Origin of the sequence: Mesorhizobium sp. LCM 4577 (genome assembly GCF_001854795.2) — a bacterium.
GTDB classification, from domain to species: Bacteria; Pseudomonadota; Alphaproteobacteria; order Rhizobiales; family Rhizobiaceae; genus Mesorhizobium; species Mesorhizobium plurifarium.
Genome location: NZ_MDDU01000035.1, coordinates 45,950 through 60,435 on the forward strand (window position 1 = coordinate 45,950; position 14,486 = coordinate 60,435).

The 14,486-nt window shown below is 64.7% G+C and carries 13 protein-coding genes; 6 read left to right on the forward strand and 7 right to left on the reverse strand.

Annotated elements, in window-relative coordinates; genetic code table 11:
• Window positions 1-62: 62 nt before the first annotated feature.
• From LCM4577_RS25110 to LCM4577_RS25120, 3 genes are all read right to left on the reverse strand, one after another.
• Window positions 63-845, reverse strand: a complete 783-nt coding sequence (locus LCM4577_RS25110; RefSeq protein ID WP_071073973.1) for an ATP-binding cassette domain-containing protein — start codon at window positions 843-845, stop codon at window positions 63-65.
• A 2-nt stretch (window positions 846-847) separates the two neighbouring features.
• A complete protein-coding gene (locus LCM4577_RS25115) occupies window positions 848-1,912 on the reverse strand; it encodes an ABC transporter permease (protein WP_071073974.1) in 1,065 nt (354 codons plus the stop codon).
• A gap of 157 nt (window positions 1,913-2,069) precedes the next feature.
• Complete coding sequence (locus LCM4577_RS25120) at window positions 2,070-3,047, reverse strand: sugar ABC transporter substrate-binding protein (protein WP_071074160.1); 978 nt, start codon at window positions 3,045-3,047, stop codon at window positions 2,070-2,072.
• Between the two features lie 267 nt (window positions 3,048-3,314).
• Here LCM4577_RS25120 and LCM4577_RS25125 point away from each other — a divergent pair, with 267 nt between their 5' ends.
• From LCM4577_RS25125 to LCM4577_RS25140, 4 genes are all read left to right on the forward strand, one after another.
• Entirely contained in the window at window positions 3,315-4,538 is a 1,224-nt protein-coding gene (locus LCM4577_RS25125) for an ROK family transcriptional regulator (RefSeq protein WP_071035569.1), read from the forward strand.
• Window position 4,539: 1 nt separating this feature from the next.
• Window positions 4,540-4,986, forward strand: coding sequence for an RbsD/FucU family protein (locus LCM4577_RS25130; protein ID WP_071073975.1), 447 nt, complete (start codon window positions 4,540-4,542; stop codon window positions 4,984-4,986).
• A complete protein-coding gene (locus LCM4577_RS25135; RefSeq protein ID WP_071073976.1) occupies window positions 4,983-5,906 on the forward strand; it encodes a carbohydrate kinase in 924 nt (307 codons plus the stop codon). Before LCM4577_RS25130 ends, LCM4577_RS25135 begins: the two co-directional genes overlap by 4 nt.
• Before the next feature lie 249 nt (window positions 5,907-6,155).
• Entirely contained in the window at window positions 6,156-7,298 is a 1,143-nt protein-coding gene (locus LCM4577_RS25140; RefSeq protein WP_071074161.1) for a DegT/DnrJ/EryC1/StrS aminotransferase family protein, read from the forward strand.
• Window positions 7,299-7,507: 209 nt separating this feature from the next.
• Here the strand turns inward: LCM4577_RS25140 and cysQ are convergent, their stop codons facing one another.
• The 3 genes from cysQ to cysD are packed head-to-tail and all read right to left on the reverse strand — an operon-like array spanning window position 7,508 to window position 11,143.
• Window positions 7,508-8,287 carry a 3'(2'),5'-bisphosphate nucleotidase CysQ gene (cysQ, locus tag LCM4577_RS25145; protein WP_071035899.1) on the reverse strand — a complete coding sequence of 260 codons (780 nt, stop codon included), beginning with the start codon at window positions 8,285-8,287 and terminating at the stop codon, window positions 7,508-7,510.
• Window positions 8,288-8,297: 10 nt separating this feature from the next.
• A complete protein-coding gene (gene cysN, locus LCM4577_RS25150) occupies window positions 8,298-10,235 on the reverse strand; it encodes a sulfate adenylyltransferase subunit CysN (RefSeq protein ID WP_071073977.1) in 1,938 nt (645 codons plus the stop codon).
• A 2-nt stretch (window positions 10,236-10,237) separates the two neighbouring features.
• A complete protein-coding gene (gene cysD / locus LCM4577_RS25155) occupies window positions 10,238-11,143 on the reverse strand; it encodes a sulfate adenylyltransferase subunit CysD (RefSeq protein ID WP_040991230.1) in 906 nt (301 codons plus the stop codon).
• A gap of 455 nt (window positions 11,144-11,598) precedes the next feature.
• Between cysD and LCM4577_RS25160 the strand changes: the two genes are divergently transcribed.
• The gene (locus LCM4577_RS25160) at window positions 11,599-12,891 is read left to right on the forward strand and encodes an O-antigen ligase (RefSeq protein ID WP_071074162.1); all 1,293 of its coding nucleotides are present in this window, start codon (window positions 11,599-11,601) and stop codon (window positions 12,889-12,891) included.
• Window positions 12,888-13,832 carry an NAD-dependent epimerase/dehydratase family protein gene (locus tag LCM4577_RS25165; protein WP_071073978.1) on the forward strand — a complete coding sequence of 315 codons (945 nt, stop codon included), beginning with the start codon at window positions 12,888-12,890 and terminating at the stop codon, window positions 13,830-13,832. The genes LCM4577_RS25160 and LCM4577_RS25165 overlap by 4 nt, the downstream gene beginning before the upstream one ends.
• 115 nt (window positions 13,833-13,947) lie before the next feature.
• Here the strand turns inward: LCM4577_RS25165 and LCM4577_RS25170 are convergent, their stop codons facing one another.
• Window positions 13,948-14,484, reverse strand: coding sequence for a sugar transferase (locus LCM4577_RS25170; RefSeq protein ID WP_071073979.1), 537 nt, complete (start codon window positions 14,482-14,484; stop codon window positions 13,948-13,950).
• Window positions 14,485-14,486 lie beyond the last annotated feature (2 nt).

Consider the following 14,486-nt stretch of genomic DNA (forward strand, 5'->3'; position numbering starts at 1 on the left):
GCGTTCAATCGATTTAGCGATCGAGCGTCGGTCCGCCTGCCGCAATCGAGCCATCCTGGAGATCAAGCCGCCAGCGCATCCTCCGGCGGTTTCTTGGCGCCGGTCATGAGCGCGACGGCATCCGACATCGAAACCTGCTTGGGGTCGACGACGCAGAGGCGGCGCCCGAGCCGATGGATATGGATGCGGTCGGCTACCTCGAAGACGTGCGGCATGTTGTGCGAGATGAGCACGATCGGCAGGCCGCGCTTCTTGACGTCTAGGATCAGCTCCAGCACGCGGCGGCTTTCCTTGACGCCGAGCGCCGCGGTCGGCTCGTCCATGATCACGACTTTCGAACCGAAGGCGGCGGCGCGCGCCACCGCCACACCCTGGCGCTGGCCGCCGGACAGCGTCTCCACCGCCTGGCTGATGTTCTGGATGGTCATCAGGCCGAGCTCGGTGAGCTTGTCGCGGGCGCGCTTTTCCATCGCCGGACGGTCGAGCATCCGGAACCAGCTGCCGAGCGGACCAGGCTTCCGGATCTCGCGGCCAAGAAACATGTTGTCGGCGATCGACAGCGCCGGCGACAGAGCGAGATTCTGGTAGACCGTCTCGATGCCGGCCTCGCGCGCCTCGATGGGCGAGYGGAACAGCACCTGCTTGCCGTCGAGCTCGATCGTCCCCTCGTCGGGGATCACCGCGCCGGAGATCGCCTTGATCAGGGTCGACTTGCCGGCACCGTTGTCGCCGATCACCGCCAGGATTTCGCCCGGATAGAGATCGAAGTCACAGTTGTTGAGCGCCGTCACGCGGCCGTAGCGCTTGGTGAGACCGCGCGCGGTGAGAACGGGCTGCTGGGTCATGGTTACACCGAAACCTTTCTGATCCACTGGTCGATCGCCACGGCGCCGATGATCAGCACGCCGGTGAGCAGCACTTTCCATTGCGGATCGRCGCCCAGCATGTTGAGGCCCATCGAGACGACGCCGACGATCATGGCGCCGAACAGCGTGCCAAGGATCGAGCCGCGGCCGCCGAAGAGCGAGATGCCGCCGATCACCGTCGCGGTGATGGCCTGCAGATTGTAGTCGGTTACGGCGGCGGAGGGCGAGATCGAGCCGTTGCGGCCGATCGAGACCCAGGCCGCGAAGGCGGCGATCAGACCCGCAAGCGTGTAGACCGCCATCAGCACCGACTTGGTCTGGATGCCGGAAAGCTTGGCCGCCTCGGGATCGTCGCCTACGGCATAGACATGGCGCCCCCAGGCGGTGTGGTTGAGCACATACCAGAGCAGCATGACCAGCAGCACCATGGCGATGACGCCGGCCGTCAGCACGGCCGAACCGACCCTGAAGCTCAGCGCGAAGAAGTGCAGGAGCGGCGCCTGGGCGTCGACGTCGGCATCGCGGATCGTCTCGTTGGCGGAATAGATGAAGTTCGTCGCCATGACGATGTTCCACGTRCCGAGCGTGACGATGAAAGGCGGCAGTTTCATATAGGCGACGAGCAGGCCGTTGAGCAGGCCGCAGGCCGCGCCGGCGGCGAGGCCGAGCAGCACGGCCAGGATGGTCGGYATGCCGTAGGTGATGGCGCAATTGCCCATGATCACGGCCGAGATCACCATGATCACGCCGATCGAAAGGTCGATGCCGGCGGTTAGGATGACCAGCGTCTGGGCGGCGCCCAGGATACCGACGATGGCGATCTGCTGCAGGATCAGCGTCAGCGTGTAGGAGGAAAAGAAGCGCCCACCGATGGCGATGCCGAAGATGATGATCGACAGCACCAGCACGATCAGCGGCACCGCCGCCGGCGTGGAATGCAGGAAATGCTGGGCGCGTTTGACAAACGATTTGCCATGCTCCTCGAAGGCGGCGACGCTGGTATCGCTGCCCGAGAGAACCTTCTCGAATTCCTGGATTTGAGACATATCTCCTCCCGTCTCACGGAACTTGTCATGGCTCCGTGCCGCGTTTGCGCACTCCGGTCTGTCGCCGAGCTTATCAGCGCTTACGAAAATGCATCGTCCACCCGATGCGGCCGGGGATCAAGCCCCCGGCCGCAAGGTTTGTGCACTCAGGCGGGCATCAGCCCCAGCACTTGGCGAGGCCTTCCTTGGTGTCGATGGACTTCACGCCGTTGGCCGGCTTGTCGGTCACCAGGTTGACGCCGGTGTCGAAGAAGTTCTTGCCTTCGGTCGGCTTCGGCTTGGTGCCGTCCTTGGCGTATTTGGYGATGGCCTCGATGCCGAGCGCCGCCATCTGCAGCGGATATTGCTGCGAAGTGGCGCCGATCACGCCTTCAGCGACCGACTTCACGCCCGGGCAGCCGCCGTCGACCGAGACGATCAGCACCTGCTTTTCGAGACCGACGGCCTTGAGGGCCTGATAGGCGCCGACGGCGGCGGGCTCGTTGATGGTGTGGATGACGTTGATGGTGTTGTCCTTCTGCAGGAGGTTCTCCATCGCCTTGCGGCCACCTTCCTCGTTGCCGTTGGTGACGTCGTGGCCAACGATGCGAGGATCGACCTCGTCGCCGATCTTGTTGGGGTCCTTCACGTCGATGCCGTAGCCCATCATGAAGCCCTGGTCGCGCAGCACGTCGACGGTCGGCTGCGAGGGGGTGAGATCGAGGAAGCCGATCTTGGCGTCCTTGGCCTTGTCGCCGAGCGTGGCGGCGGCCCAGGCGCCGATCAGCTTGCCGGCTTCGAGGTTGTCGGTGGCGAAGGTGGCGTCGGCGGCATCGATGGGATCGAGCGGCGTGTCGAGCGCGATCACCAGCAGGCCGGCGTCACGCGCCTTCTTCACCGTCGGCACGATGCCCTTGGTGTCGGACGCGGTGATCAGGATACCCTTGGCGCCGTCGGCGATGCAGCTTTCGATCGCCGCGACCTGGCTTTCGCTGTCGCCGTCGATCTTGCCGGCATAGGTCTTGAGGTCGACGCCAAGCTCCTTGGCCTTGGCTGTYGCGCCCTCCTTCATCTTGACGAAGAAGGGATTGGTGTCGGTCTTGGTGATCAGGCAGGCGCCGACGCCGGCGGCCGATGCCGACGACGCGAACGCCATCAGCCCCAGGCCCGCGGCCGCAAACACGGTAGACTTCAGCAGTGATTTCTTGGTCACGATTTTCCTCCCAATGGAACTGTTGCGGACGCCGGCCACCCGGCGTCTCATGCGCATCCACCTTTTTCTCCCAGCGTGGACACACCTCAAAAAACACCAGTCCAGAACGGCTGTCAATAATTAAATCACTCTTATTTATTATTGACACTCTTGCGCTGTTCACTCATTCTGAACGAAAAGCATCGCGGGGAAACAGACGGGAGGAACGGGGTGGAGACCGGCATTGCGAGGCACGGTTCGCCCGAGGCTTTGGAGAGCCGGCTGCATCGCGGCACCAACCAGAGYGGCATGCGCGACCACAATGAGCGGCTCGTGCTGTCACTGGTGCGCCAGCATGGCAGCCTGGCCAAATCCGACATCGCGCGCATGACCGGCCTGTCGGCCCAGACGGTGTCGGTGATCATGCGCGAGCTCGAGGAAGACAAGCTGCTCGTGCGCCAGGCGCCGCTGCGCGGCAAGATCGGCCAGCCCTCGATCCCGATGGCGCTCAACCCGGAAGGAGCCTTCTTCATCGGCCTCAAGATCGGCCGGCGCTCGGCCGAGCTCGTGCTGATCGACTTCCTCGGCAATGTGCGCGCCATGCTGCAGCATTCCTATCGCTATCCCGCGCCGCGCGAGACCGTCGAGTTCGTCACCGCCGGCATCAAGGCGATGCGAAGCGAGCTTACGCCGGCCCAGGACAAGCGCATTGCCGGGCTCGGCATCGCCATGCCGTTCGAGCTATGGAACTGGGCCGATACGGCCGGCGCGCCGCGCGAGATCATGGACGAATGGCGCCATCGCGACATCCGCGCCGATATCCAGGCGCAGTGCGAGTTCCCCGTCTATCTGCAGAACGACGCGACGTCGGCCTGCGGCGCGGAACTCGTCTTCGGGCGGGCGGGCGGAGCGCGCGATTTCGTCTATTTCTACATCGGCGCCTTTGCTGGCGGCGGCATCGTGCTCAATGGCCGCCTCTACAGCGGGCCGAAAGGCAACGCCGGCGCGCTGGGCTCGATGCCGGTGCCGGGCCCGGACGGCAAGCCGACGCAGCTCATCGACGTCGCCTCGATCGCGATGCTGGAACGGGCGCTCTCCGCCAAAGGCATCGACGGCTCCCGCCTGTGGACCTCGCCGCAGGAATGGGGTGAGATCGGCGCCGATCTCGACGCGTGGATCGCCAGCGCCTCGCGGGCGCTCGCCTATGCCATTGTCGCGGCCTCGTCGGTCATCGATTTCGAGGCAGCGGTGATCGACGGCTGGATGCCGCTCGATGTGCGGCGCCGGCTGGTCGATGCCGTCACGGAAGCGGTCGCCACCATCGACGCCGAAGGGCTGAATCTGCCCGTCGTTCGCGAGGGGACGGTCGGCATCCACGCGCGCGCCATGGGCGGCGCCAGCCTACCGCTTTCGGAGCGTTTCCTGATCGGACCGAACACGTCCGGGGGTGCCTGACATGCTGATCGGCATCCCGTCGCTGCTCGGCCCCCAGTTCCTGGCGACGCTCAGGGCGATGGGCCATGGCGACGAGATCGCGATCGTCGACGGCAATTATCCCGCCGAGGAACAGGCGCGGCGATTGATCCGCGCGGACGGCCACCAGGTCATCCCGGTCCTCGACGCCGTGCTCAGCGTGCTGCCGGTGGACGAGGCGGTGCCGGAGGCGCTGTTCCGCGCTTCGGTGAAAGGCGACCCGGCGCTGGCCGACCCGGTGCATCGCGAGATGGAGGCGGTTTGCGCCAGGCGCGCGCCGGGCCACAAGGTGGTTGCGCTCGCCGGGCCCGACTTCTATGCACGCGTCAAGGCCGCGCACGCGATCGTGGCGACCAGCGAACCCAGGCTCTTTGCCAACATTATCATCCGCAAAGGCGTGATCCATCCGCCGGAGACCAAGACGACATGATCCTTTGCTGTGGCGAAGCCCTGATCGACATGCTGCCGCGCACGACCACGGAAGGCGAAGCGGCCTTCGCGCCCTATGTCGGCGGCGCGGTGTTCAACTCCGCGGTCGCGCTCGGCCGGCTCGGCGCTCCGGCCGGCTTCTTCTCCGGCCTCTCCTCCGACCTGTTCGGGGGCCAGCTCCGCGAGGCGCTCGGAGCCAGCAAGGTGAGCTCCACCTATGCGCACACGTCGCCAAAACCCACGACGCTCGCCTTCGTGCGGCTCACCAACGGCCAGGCGACCTACACCTTCTACGACGAGAACACCGCCGGACGCATGCTGACCATCGAGGACCTGCCGAAGCTCGGCGCCGAGATCGAGGCGATGCTGTTCGGCGCGATCAGCCTGATCTCCGAGCCGGCTGGATCCGCTTATGAGGAATTCATGCGGCGCGAGCACGAAGCCCGTGTGATGATGCTCGATCCCAACATCCGGCCGAATTTCATCCCGGACAAGGCGAAGCATCTCAGACGCATCCGCGAGATGATGGCGATGGCCGACATCGTCAAACTCTCGGACGAGGACCTCAAATGGTTCGACGAGGCCGGCTCGCACGAGGACGTGGTGCGCAACTGGCTGGATCGCGGGCCGAAATTTATCGTCGTCACCCATGGCGGCGAAGGCGCCGTCGGCTACAGCAAGACGCACAAGGTCACGGTGATGCCGCGGAAGGTGAAAGTGGTCGACACGGKCGGCGCCGGCGACACCTTCAACGCCGGCATCCTGGCCTCGCTGCATGAGCAGGGCCTGCTGACCAAGGCAGCGATCGGCAGCCTTTCGGAAGAAGCAATCCGCAAGGCGCTGGAACTTGGCGCCAAGGCAGCAGCGGTGACGGTGTCGCGGGYCGGCGCCAACCCGCCCTGGCGGCATGAAATCGCCTGAGCGGTTGACCGGATCGGCCGAATGGCCTCTCCAGGCGATCACTTTATGTTTCCAAAATAGGGAACGACGCGATAAAAGGCGTTGAAAATGCTCGTTTTAGCCCGGTTTTCCGGCGTCTTCGGGCAATGCGCCGGCAAAAGGCGGTAACAGGCTGCGACACTTGCACGATTGGCCTTGCCCCCGGCCGGCTTTCTCACCCCGACCAAGTCTGATACCAGCGGGCCGGTTTATTGGCATTTTGAGGCCGACATGCAGTTCATCGATCTTGGCGCGCAGCGCGAACGAATCCGCGACCGGCTGAAGGCCGCGATCGACAAGGTGGTCGAAGACGGCCGCTACATCCTCGGCCCTCAGGTCACCGAATTCGAGAACAAGCTCGCGGCCTATGTCGGTGTCAAGCATGTGGTCGCCTGCGCCAACGGCACCGACGCGCTGCTCCTGCCGCTGTTTGCCGCCGGCATCGGCCCGGGGGATGCGGTGTTCGTACCGAGCTTCACCTTCGCAGCCACCGCCGAGGTGGTGGCGCTGGCCAAGGCCGAACCGGTCTTCGTCGACGTCGACCGCGATACCTACAACATCGACATCGCCAGCCTCGAGGCGGCGATCGGCATGATCAAGAAGGAAGGAAGGCTGAAGCCGAAGGCGATCATCCCGGTCGACCTGTTCGGACTTGCCGCCGACTATGAGGCGATCATGGCGGTCGCAAAGCGCGAGAACCTCCTTGTGATCGAAGACGCCGCGCAGTCGATGGGCGGTTCAGCCGACGCCAAGATGTGCGGCGCATTCGGCCATGTCGGCTCGACCAGCTTTTATCCGGCCAAGCCCCTCGGTTGCTACGGCGACGGCGGCGCGATGTTCACCAATGACGGCGCGCTGGCCGACAAGCTCCGGTCCTTCGCCTTCCACGGCAAGGGCGAGACGCAATATGACAATGTCCGCGTCGGCATCAATTCGCGCCTTGACACGCTGCAGGCGGCGATCCTGATCGAGAAGCTCGCCATCCTCGAAGAGGAGATGGTGGCCAGGCAGGTGGTGGCGGACCGCTATGCCAAGGGCCTCGGCGACATCGTCAAGGCGTCGCGCAATCTTGGCCATGGCCGCTCAGCCTGGGCCCAGTACGCGATCGAGACGCCGAAGCGCGACGGGCTGAAGGCCCATCTCGGCGAAAAGGGCATCCCGTCGGTCATCTATTACGTGAAGCCGCTGCACGAGCAGGTCGCCTATCGCGACTATCCGCGCACGCCAACAGGTCTTGCCGTCTCGGAAGAACTGCCGAAGCAGATCCTCTGCCTGCCTATGCACGCCTATCTCAGCGAAGCCGACCAGGACCGCGTCATCGAGACGATCCGCAATTACATCGGGTCGAACTCGGCGCATGTCGCGGCGGCCTGAAAGGTCCGCGCGAAGCTCCCCTCTCTGCCCTGCCGGGCATCTCCCCCTCAAGGGGGGAGATCAAATGTCACGCGGGCTTTCGCCAACCTTCAACGTTGAAAGAATTCGCTGAGCGCTGAAGCTGCCAATCTCCCCCCTTTGAGGGGGAGATGTCCGGCAGGACAGAGAGGGGGGCCTCGCGCCAGCGTCTACATTTGGCGACGCTGCGATTACGCGCCCTTCCCCGTCGCAATGAAATGCGGGTTGGCGAAATCCGTGTCGCCCGCCTGGTTGCGCTTGCCGTAGACGAGCGGCTGGCCGTCCAGCGTGCGCGTCATGCCGCCGGCGGCGCGCAGCACCGCGTCGCCCGCGGCCGTGTCCCATTCCATGGTGCGGCCGAAGCGCGGATAGACGTCGGCTTCCGCGGCGGCGAGCAGGCAGAATTTCAGCGATGAGCCGACCGAGACGATCTCAGCCGCGCCGAGATCGCGGATGAATTCCTCGGTTTCAGGCGTGTTGTGCGAGCGGCTGGCGACGACAGCGAGCGGCGTGCCGCCTTCGCGCACATTGATCGGCCGGCGTTCGGTGATGCGATAATCGGCATCGACCTCCAGCGCCTCGGCCTTGCCCGGCCGTCCGCTGAAGAAGCGCCCGGTGCACGGTGCGAACACGACGCCGACTTCCGGCACGCCGTGACGGACCAGCGCGATGTTGACGGTGAAGTCCGTGCGGCGGTTGACGAATTCCTTGGTGCCGTCGAGCGGATCGATCAGGAAGAAGGCGCCGTCGAGGTCGGGCGTCGCGACGCCTGCCGCAACCTCCTCCTCGGCCACACATGGGATATCCGGATAGGCGGCGCGCAGGCCGGCCAGGATGATCTTCTCGCTTTCGCGATCGGCTTCCGTGACCGGTGAAGAGTCCGCCTTGCTGTCGACGGCGCCGCCTTCGTGGAAGACGCGCATCACCTCGCACCCCGCTTCCAGCGCCAGGCGCTCGAAGACGCCCAGCATCGCCTCGTCGTCAGATGCCGCCGCCATTGTCATACTGCTCCTCGGCAATGTCGCGCTCGGTCAGCCAGTGTTCCAAGGCTTCCGCCATTTCCTGCGGGCTCCTGCCGAGGGTCTTGAGATGGATTTCCGGATTCTGTGGCGCCTCATAGGGAGAATCGACGCCGGTGAAATTCTTGATCTCGCCGCTCAGCGCGCGCGCGTAAAGGCCTTTCGGATCGCGGCGGGCGCATTCCTCGAACGGCGTGTCGACGAAGACCTCGACGAATTCGCCCTCGGCCATCAGCTCGCGCGCCATGCGCCGTTCGGCGCTGAAGGGCGAGATAAAGGAGACGATGACGATCAGTCCGGCATCGGCCATCAGCTTGGCCACTTCGGCGACGCGGCGGATGTTCTCCACGCGGTCGGCGTCGGTGAAGCCGAGATCGCGGTTGAGGCCGTGGCGGACATTGTCGCCGTCGAGGATATAAGTGTGGCGCCCGGAGGCGAACAGCTTCTTCTCGAACAGGTTGGCGATGGTCGACTTGCCGGAGCCGGAGAGCCCCGTGAACCAGAACACCGCAGGGCGCTGGTTCTTCAGATCGGAGCGGCCGCGCTTGCCGACATCGAGCGACTGCCAGTGGATGTTTTCGGCACGGCGCAGCGAATGCAGGATCATGCCGGCGCCGACGGTGGCGTTGGTGATGCGATCGATCAGGATGAAAGCGCCGGTCGTGCGGTTCTCGGCGAAGGGATCGAAAGCAATCGGAGCTCGCGTCGAAAGGTTGCAGACGCCGACCTCGTTGATGTCGAGCGACTTCGCCGCCTCATGCGCGAAATCGTTGACGTTGACGCGGTATTTGAGCTCGGTGACGGTGGCGCTCACCTGATCGGTTTCGGTGCGCAGGATGTAGGAGCGGCCGGGCAGCAGCGCCTGCTCGTCGAACCAGACGATGTTGGCGGCGAACTGGTCGGCGACCTGCGGTCGCGCCGCCGGTGACACCAGCAGATTGCCGCGCGACACCTCGACCTCGTCCTCGAGGACGAGCGTGATCGCCTGGCCGGCCACCGCCTGCTCGAGATCGCCCCCCTGCGCGACGATGCGCTTCACGCGGGAGGCCTTGCCCGACTTGGCGACGACGATCTCGTCGCCTTGAGAGACACTGCCCGAAGCGACGGTGCCGGCAAAGCCGCGGAAATCGAGGTTCGGCCGGTTCACATATTGGACCGGGAAGCGGAACGGCAGCTCGACGGCGGCCTCGTCGACCGACACGGTTTCCAGATGCTCGATCAAGGATGGGCCGGAATACCAGGGCGTGCGGTCCGAGCGGCTGGTGACATTGTCGCCGAAACGCGCGGACATCGGGATCGGCGCAACGCTGACGAAGCCCAGTTCCTGCGCGAACTCGTCATAGTCCGCGACGATCCGGTCGAACACGGTCCTGTCGAAGCCGACGAGGTCGATCTTGTTGACCGCAAGCACGATGTGGCGGATGCCGAGCAGCGAGGCGATGATCGAATGACGCCTGGTCTGGCGCAGCACGCCCTGGCGCGCGTCGATGAGCACGATGGCGAGATCGGCGGTCGAGGCTCCGGTCGCCATGTTGCGCGTGTACTGCTCATGGCCGGGCGTGTCGGCGACGATGAATTTGCGCTTGGGCGTGGCGAAGAAGCGATAGGCGACGTCGATGGTGATGCCTTGCTCGCGCTCCGCCTCCAGCCCGTCAACCAGGAGCGCGAAGTCGATGTCGTCGCCGGTGGTGCCGTGCTTGCGCGAATCCTTCTCGAGCGCTGCAAGCTGGTCCTCGAAGATCTGCTTGGTGTCGGAGAGCAGCCGGCCGATGAGCGTCGACTTGCCGTCGTCGACCGAGCCGCAGGTGAGGAAGCGCAACAGCGACTTCTTTTCCTGCGCGGCCATGTAGTCGCGGATCGAATCGGTCGGGGCGAGGCTTTTGGCCATGATGTGGCGCATTATCAGAAATAACCCTCGCGCTTCTTCTTTTCCATCGAGCCTGCCTCGTCGCGGTCAATGAGGCGGCCCTGGCGCTCGGAGGTGCGGGCAGTCAGCATCTCGCCGACGATCGCCTCCAGCGTGTCGGCTTCCGATTCGATCGCGCCGGTCAGCGGATAGCAGCCCAGCGTGCGGAAGCGCACGAGGCGGTTCTCGACCGCCTCGCCCGGACGCAGTTGCATGCGCTCGTCGTCCTTGAGGATAAGCATGCCGTCGCGCTCTACCACCGGCCGCTCCTTGGCGAAATAGAGCGGCACGATCGGAATGTTTTCCTGCAGTATGTACTGCCAGATGTCGAGCTCCGTCCAGTTGGACAGCGGAAAGACCCGGATCGACTCGCCCGGCGCGATGCGAGTGTTGAAGATCTTCCACATTTCCGGCCGCTGGTTCTTCGGGTCCCAGGCATGCTGGGCGTTGCGGAAGGAAAAGATGCGCTCCTTGGCGCGTGACTTCTCCTCGTCGCGGCGGGCGCCGCCGAAAGCCGCGTCGAAGCCGTATTTGTCGAGCGCCTGGCGCAGCGCCACGGTCTTCATCACATGGGTGTGGGTGTTGGAGCCGTGGTCGAAGGGATTGATGCCCTCGCGCACGCCATCCTCATTGACATGGACCAAAAGGTCGAAGCCGAGCTTCTGCGCCATCTGATCGCGAAAAGCGATCATCTCGCGGAACTTCCAGGTGGTGTCGACATGCAGGAAGGGAAAAGGCGGCTTGGCAGGATAAAAAGCCTTCATCGCCAGATGCATCAGCACGGAAGAATCCTTGCCGACCGAATAGAGCATCACCGGCTTGGAGAAAGACGCCGCGACCTCGCGGAAGATATGGATGGATTCGGCCTCGAGCCGCTGCAGATGCGTGAGCGCGATATTCATGGAGCGTCGAGCGTTCTCTCGTGCCGTCGAGCGGAAATCTTGCATTGCAGGCGCAATCCTGTGCCGCCCGGGCGCAAAATTCACTTCGGACAAACTGTTTCGTGCGGGCGTTCTAACAGATCGGCGCCGCCGATAACAATGCAAGACCCGCGCGGCGCGAGGCCATTATGGAACGAATTTTCCAAGCATGGTCGGCAAAGCGAAAAATCCTGCCAGAGCCATCGAAACGCGGAAGCGGGGAAAGGCCGTGGCCTTCGGAGAATTCCGGGCTCCCGATCTTCGCCGGATCGAGGGTTTTCTGTCGGAACCTTGTCGACCGCACTATCGCGGGGCGGCGCCAGCCGCTATACGGGCTCGGGGAACGGGCAAGGCGCGGCAAACGGAGATCGGCGAGGCGGCCTTTGGCTGGCTCGATGGAGATCCGGGCGCAACCTGGAAATTGCGAAGCGAAGCATTTGAATCCGTTTACAAAGCTCCGGCGCCACCTCACGCCCGCCCAGATCAATTTCTATTTCTCGATCGTCTGCTTTTTTTCGCCGCCGGTGCTTGGATCGCTAGTCAGCATCACCTTCAATGCTGGCGGCGTGTGGTCCGTGCTGCTGCTCGCTATAAAGCGGCGGCGCTTCAACATCGACGGGCCGATGCTCGCCTTGACCGCGGCGATCTACGCCTATTGCGCGGCCATGGTTCTCGCTTCGATCGTCAACGGCACGCTGGCCGCCGATTTGCGGTTTTTCCTGCCGCTGATCACCTTCGTGCTTTTCCCCGTCTCCTATTCGACCTGGAGCATTACGGAGAAGGCCGCGCTGGCACGCATCGCCATCCTGGCAAGCGCCGCGGCTTGCTTTGGCGCGCTGGCGATAGCCGTGTTCCAGTATCACTGGCTCGGCGTGAGGGCCGAGGGCGGCGCCGGAAACCCGATCGTCTTCGCAACCGTTACCTGCCTTGCCATCATGACATGCCTCGCCGGCGCGCTGTCGGGCATCGAGAGACGCTGGAAGCTGCTGGTCCTGGCGGCGATCGCCGGAGCCCTGGCGATCGTCTATTCAGGATCGCGCATGATCTGGGTGGCCGTGCCGATTGCCGGCATCGTCGTGCTTCTCGTCAACCGCCGCCGGTTCACCGGCGCCAGCATGGCGCGCTTCGCGGCGATCGGCGTCGTGGTCGCCCTGGTGATCGCCGCCATCGGCTCTCGCGTCGTGCTGGATCGAACCGACTTCCTGGTCAGCGACTGGGATGCGTTGAACGCCAATGGCGATCATTCGACGGCGCTCGGCCTGCGCGTGGCGATGTGGGAAATCGGCTTTGACGCGGTTCGCGAGATGCCGATTTTCGGCCATGGCATCACGGCCAGCCGCGCGCTGATGAAGCAGGGCTTTCATGACCGGTTCGGTCTAAGCGCGGGCTTCAGCCATTTTCACAACGGCTTCCTGACCGCAGCGGTCGAGGCCGGCCTGCTGGGGGCGCTGGCTCTGGCGTCGATCTTCGTCGTTGCCGCATGGAACGCGGCCAAGGCACTGCGCCTCCGCGTCGATCCGGTGGAGCGGTTCGGCGCGACGATGATCCTTGTCGCGGTCATCACCTATCTCACCGGCGGAATGGCCGGCATTCTTGTCGGCCATGATATCCTCGACGCGACGCTGATGGTGTTCCTGATTGTGGGAACTTACCTTGCGTCCGGGCGCACGATTGCCCCGACCGGGGAGAGCGCGCCCGCCATGGCGCCGGGCGCCAGCCCGCAACCATGAAGGTCCTGGTCACCGGCGCGACAGGCCTCGTCGGACGCCGGGTCGTCAGCCGGTTGCGCGAAGTCGGATTCGACATACGGATCGCTTCGCGCCTGCCGCAACGGCTGGCAGGCGCGGACGATGCGGTCGCGCTGCCCGGCGCCGATGCGCCGCGGGAAGCCTTCCTGGCGCTGATGCGCGACGTGACGCATGTCGTCCATTGCGCGGCTCTCAACAATGACCGCGGCGCCGGTGCGGCCGACTTCCGGACGGTCAATGCGACGCTGACCGGACGGCTCGCCCAGGCAGCCGCAACGCGCACCGACGGGCGCTTCATCCATCTCTCCTCGATTCGCGCCGTGGTGGGCGCAGGTTTCAGCGGCACCATCGACGAGGCCACGCCCCCTGCCCCGCAATGCGCCTATGGGCGCTCCAAGCGCGAAGGCGAGATCGCAATGCTGGAGGCTTTTGCAACGGCCGGGCGCGACGGCGCGACGGCGCTGCGGCTGCCGCCGGTCTATGGCGAAGGCATGAAGGGAAACCTGCGCGGGCTGATGCGGTTCGCGGCCACCGGCCTGCCGTTGCCGACAGCCGCTCTGACGGCGGTTCGTTCGCTCATCTCGCATGACGCCGTCGCCGGGGCCGTGACGCATCTTCTGACCCGTCCCGCACCGCCTCGCCCGACCTATGTGCTCGGCGACGCTTCGCCGGTTGCGATGTCCGAAATCATCACCGCGTTCCGGCGCGGATACGGCCGGCCCGCCCGGCTTCTGCCCATGCCGGCCTGGCCGTTCCGGATGCTGGCCACGCTCGCCGGCAGACAGGCCGCCTGGCAGGCTCTGATGGCGACGCAGGTCTGCGATTCGTCGTTGCTCGCCTCGGAAGGCTGGGAACGGGAGGCCGACACGCTCGGCCGGCTTGAGGAACTGGCACGACAGGGAAGCGGCCCGTCGCATCCGTGAACGGTCAAACGCGCTAAGCAGATATTCGTGGGATATCCCACGAACATCTGCCTAGATTCCCTGGTTTCTCGCAGGTTTTGATCGCAAAGCCGCGGGACACTTTTGCGGAACCTGCTTAGGCGCGGAAGAATGTGCCCAGCAATATCTTGAGGTCCAGGCCGATCGAAGCGGCCTTGATGTAGACCGCATCGGTCTCCGCGCACAGTCGTGGATCGGACATGTCGATCCCCTTGATCTGCGCCAGCCCCGTGATGCCCGGAAGGGCTGCAAGCACGCCCAACTCCTTGCGCCGTTCGATCAGTTCCGTCTGCGTCGGCAGGCATGGACGAGGGCCCACAAGGCTCATCTCGCCCTTGATCACGTTCCAGAGCTGCGGCAATTCGTCGATCTTGGTTGCACGCAAAACCTTGCCGACCGCGGTGACCGAACCGGCCGGCGCCTCGTGCGTGGGCAAGGACGGCGTTGCGCGATACATGGTGCGTAATTTGCGGCAGGCAAAGAGGGCTCCTCCCCGGCCGACGCGGATCTGCGAGAAGATGGCCGGACCGGCCGACGTTGCCCGGATTGCCAGCATCGCGACAAGCAGGACGGGCGACGTCAGCGCCAGCATCGGAACAGCGACCGCAAGGTCGAGTGCGCGCTTCGCCGTCATGG

Excerpts from the sequence above, each read along its gene's own strand:
- LCM4577_RS25130 (WP_071073975.1), top strand. The coding sequence starts at position 4,540 with ATGCTGATCGGCATCCCGTCGCTGCTCGGCCCCCAGTTCCTGGCGACG.
- LCM4577_RS25140 (WP_071074161.1), top strand. The coding sequence starts at position 6,156 with ATGCAGTTCATCGATCTTGGCGCGCAGCGCGAACGAATCCGCGACCGG.
- cysQ (WP_071035899.1), bottom strand. The coding sequence starts at position 8,287 with ATGCTGGGCGTCTTCGAGCGCCTGGCGCTGGAAGCGGGGTGCGAGGTG.
- cysN (WP_071073977.1), bottom strand. The coding sequence starts at position 10,235 with ATGCGCCACATCATGGCCAAAAGCCTCGCCCCGACCGATTCGATCCGC.
- cysD (WP_040991230.1), bottom strand. The coding sequence starts at position 11,143 with ATGAATATCGCGCTCACGCATCTGCAGCGGCTCGAGGCCGAATCCATC.
- LCM4577_RS25165 (WP_071073978.1), top strand. The coding sequence starts at position 12,888 with ATGAAGGTCCTGGTCACCGGCGCGACAGGCCTCGTCGGACGCCGGGTC.
- LCM4577_RS25170 (WP_071073979.1), bottom strand. The coding sequence starts at position 14,484 with ATGACGGCGAAGCGCGCACTCGACCTTGCGGTCGCTGTTCCGATGCTG.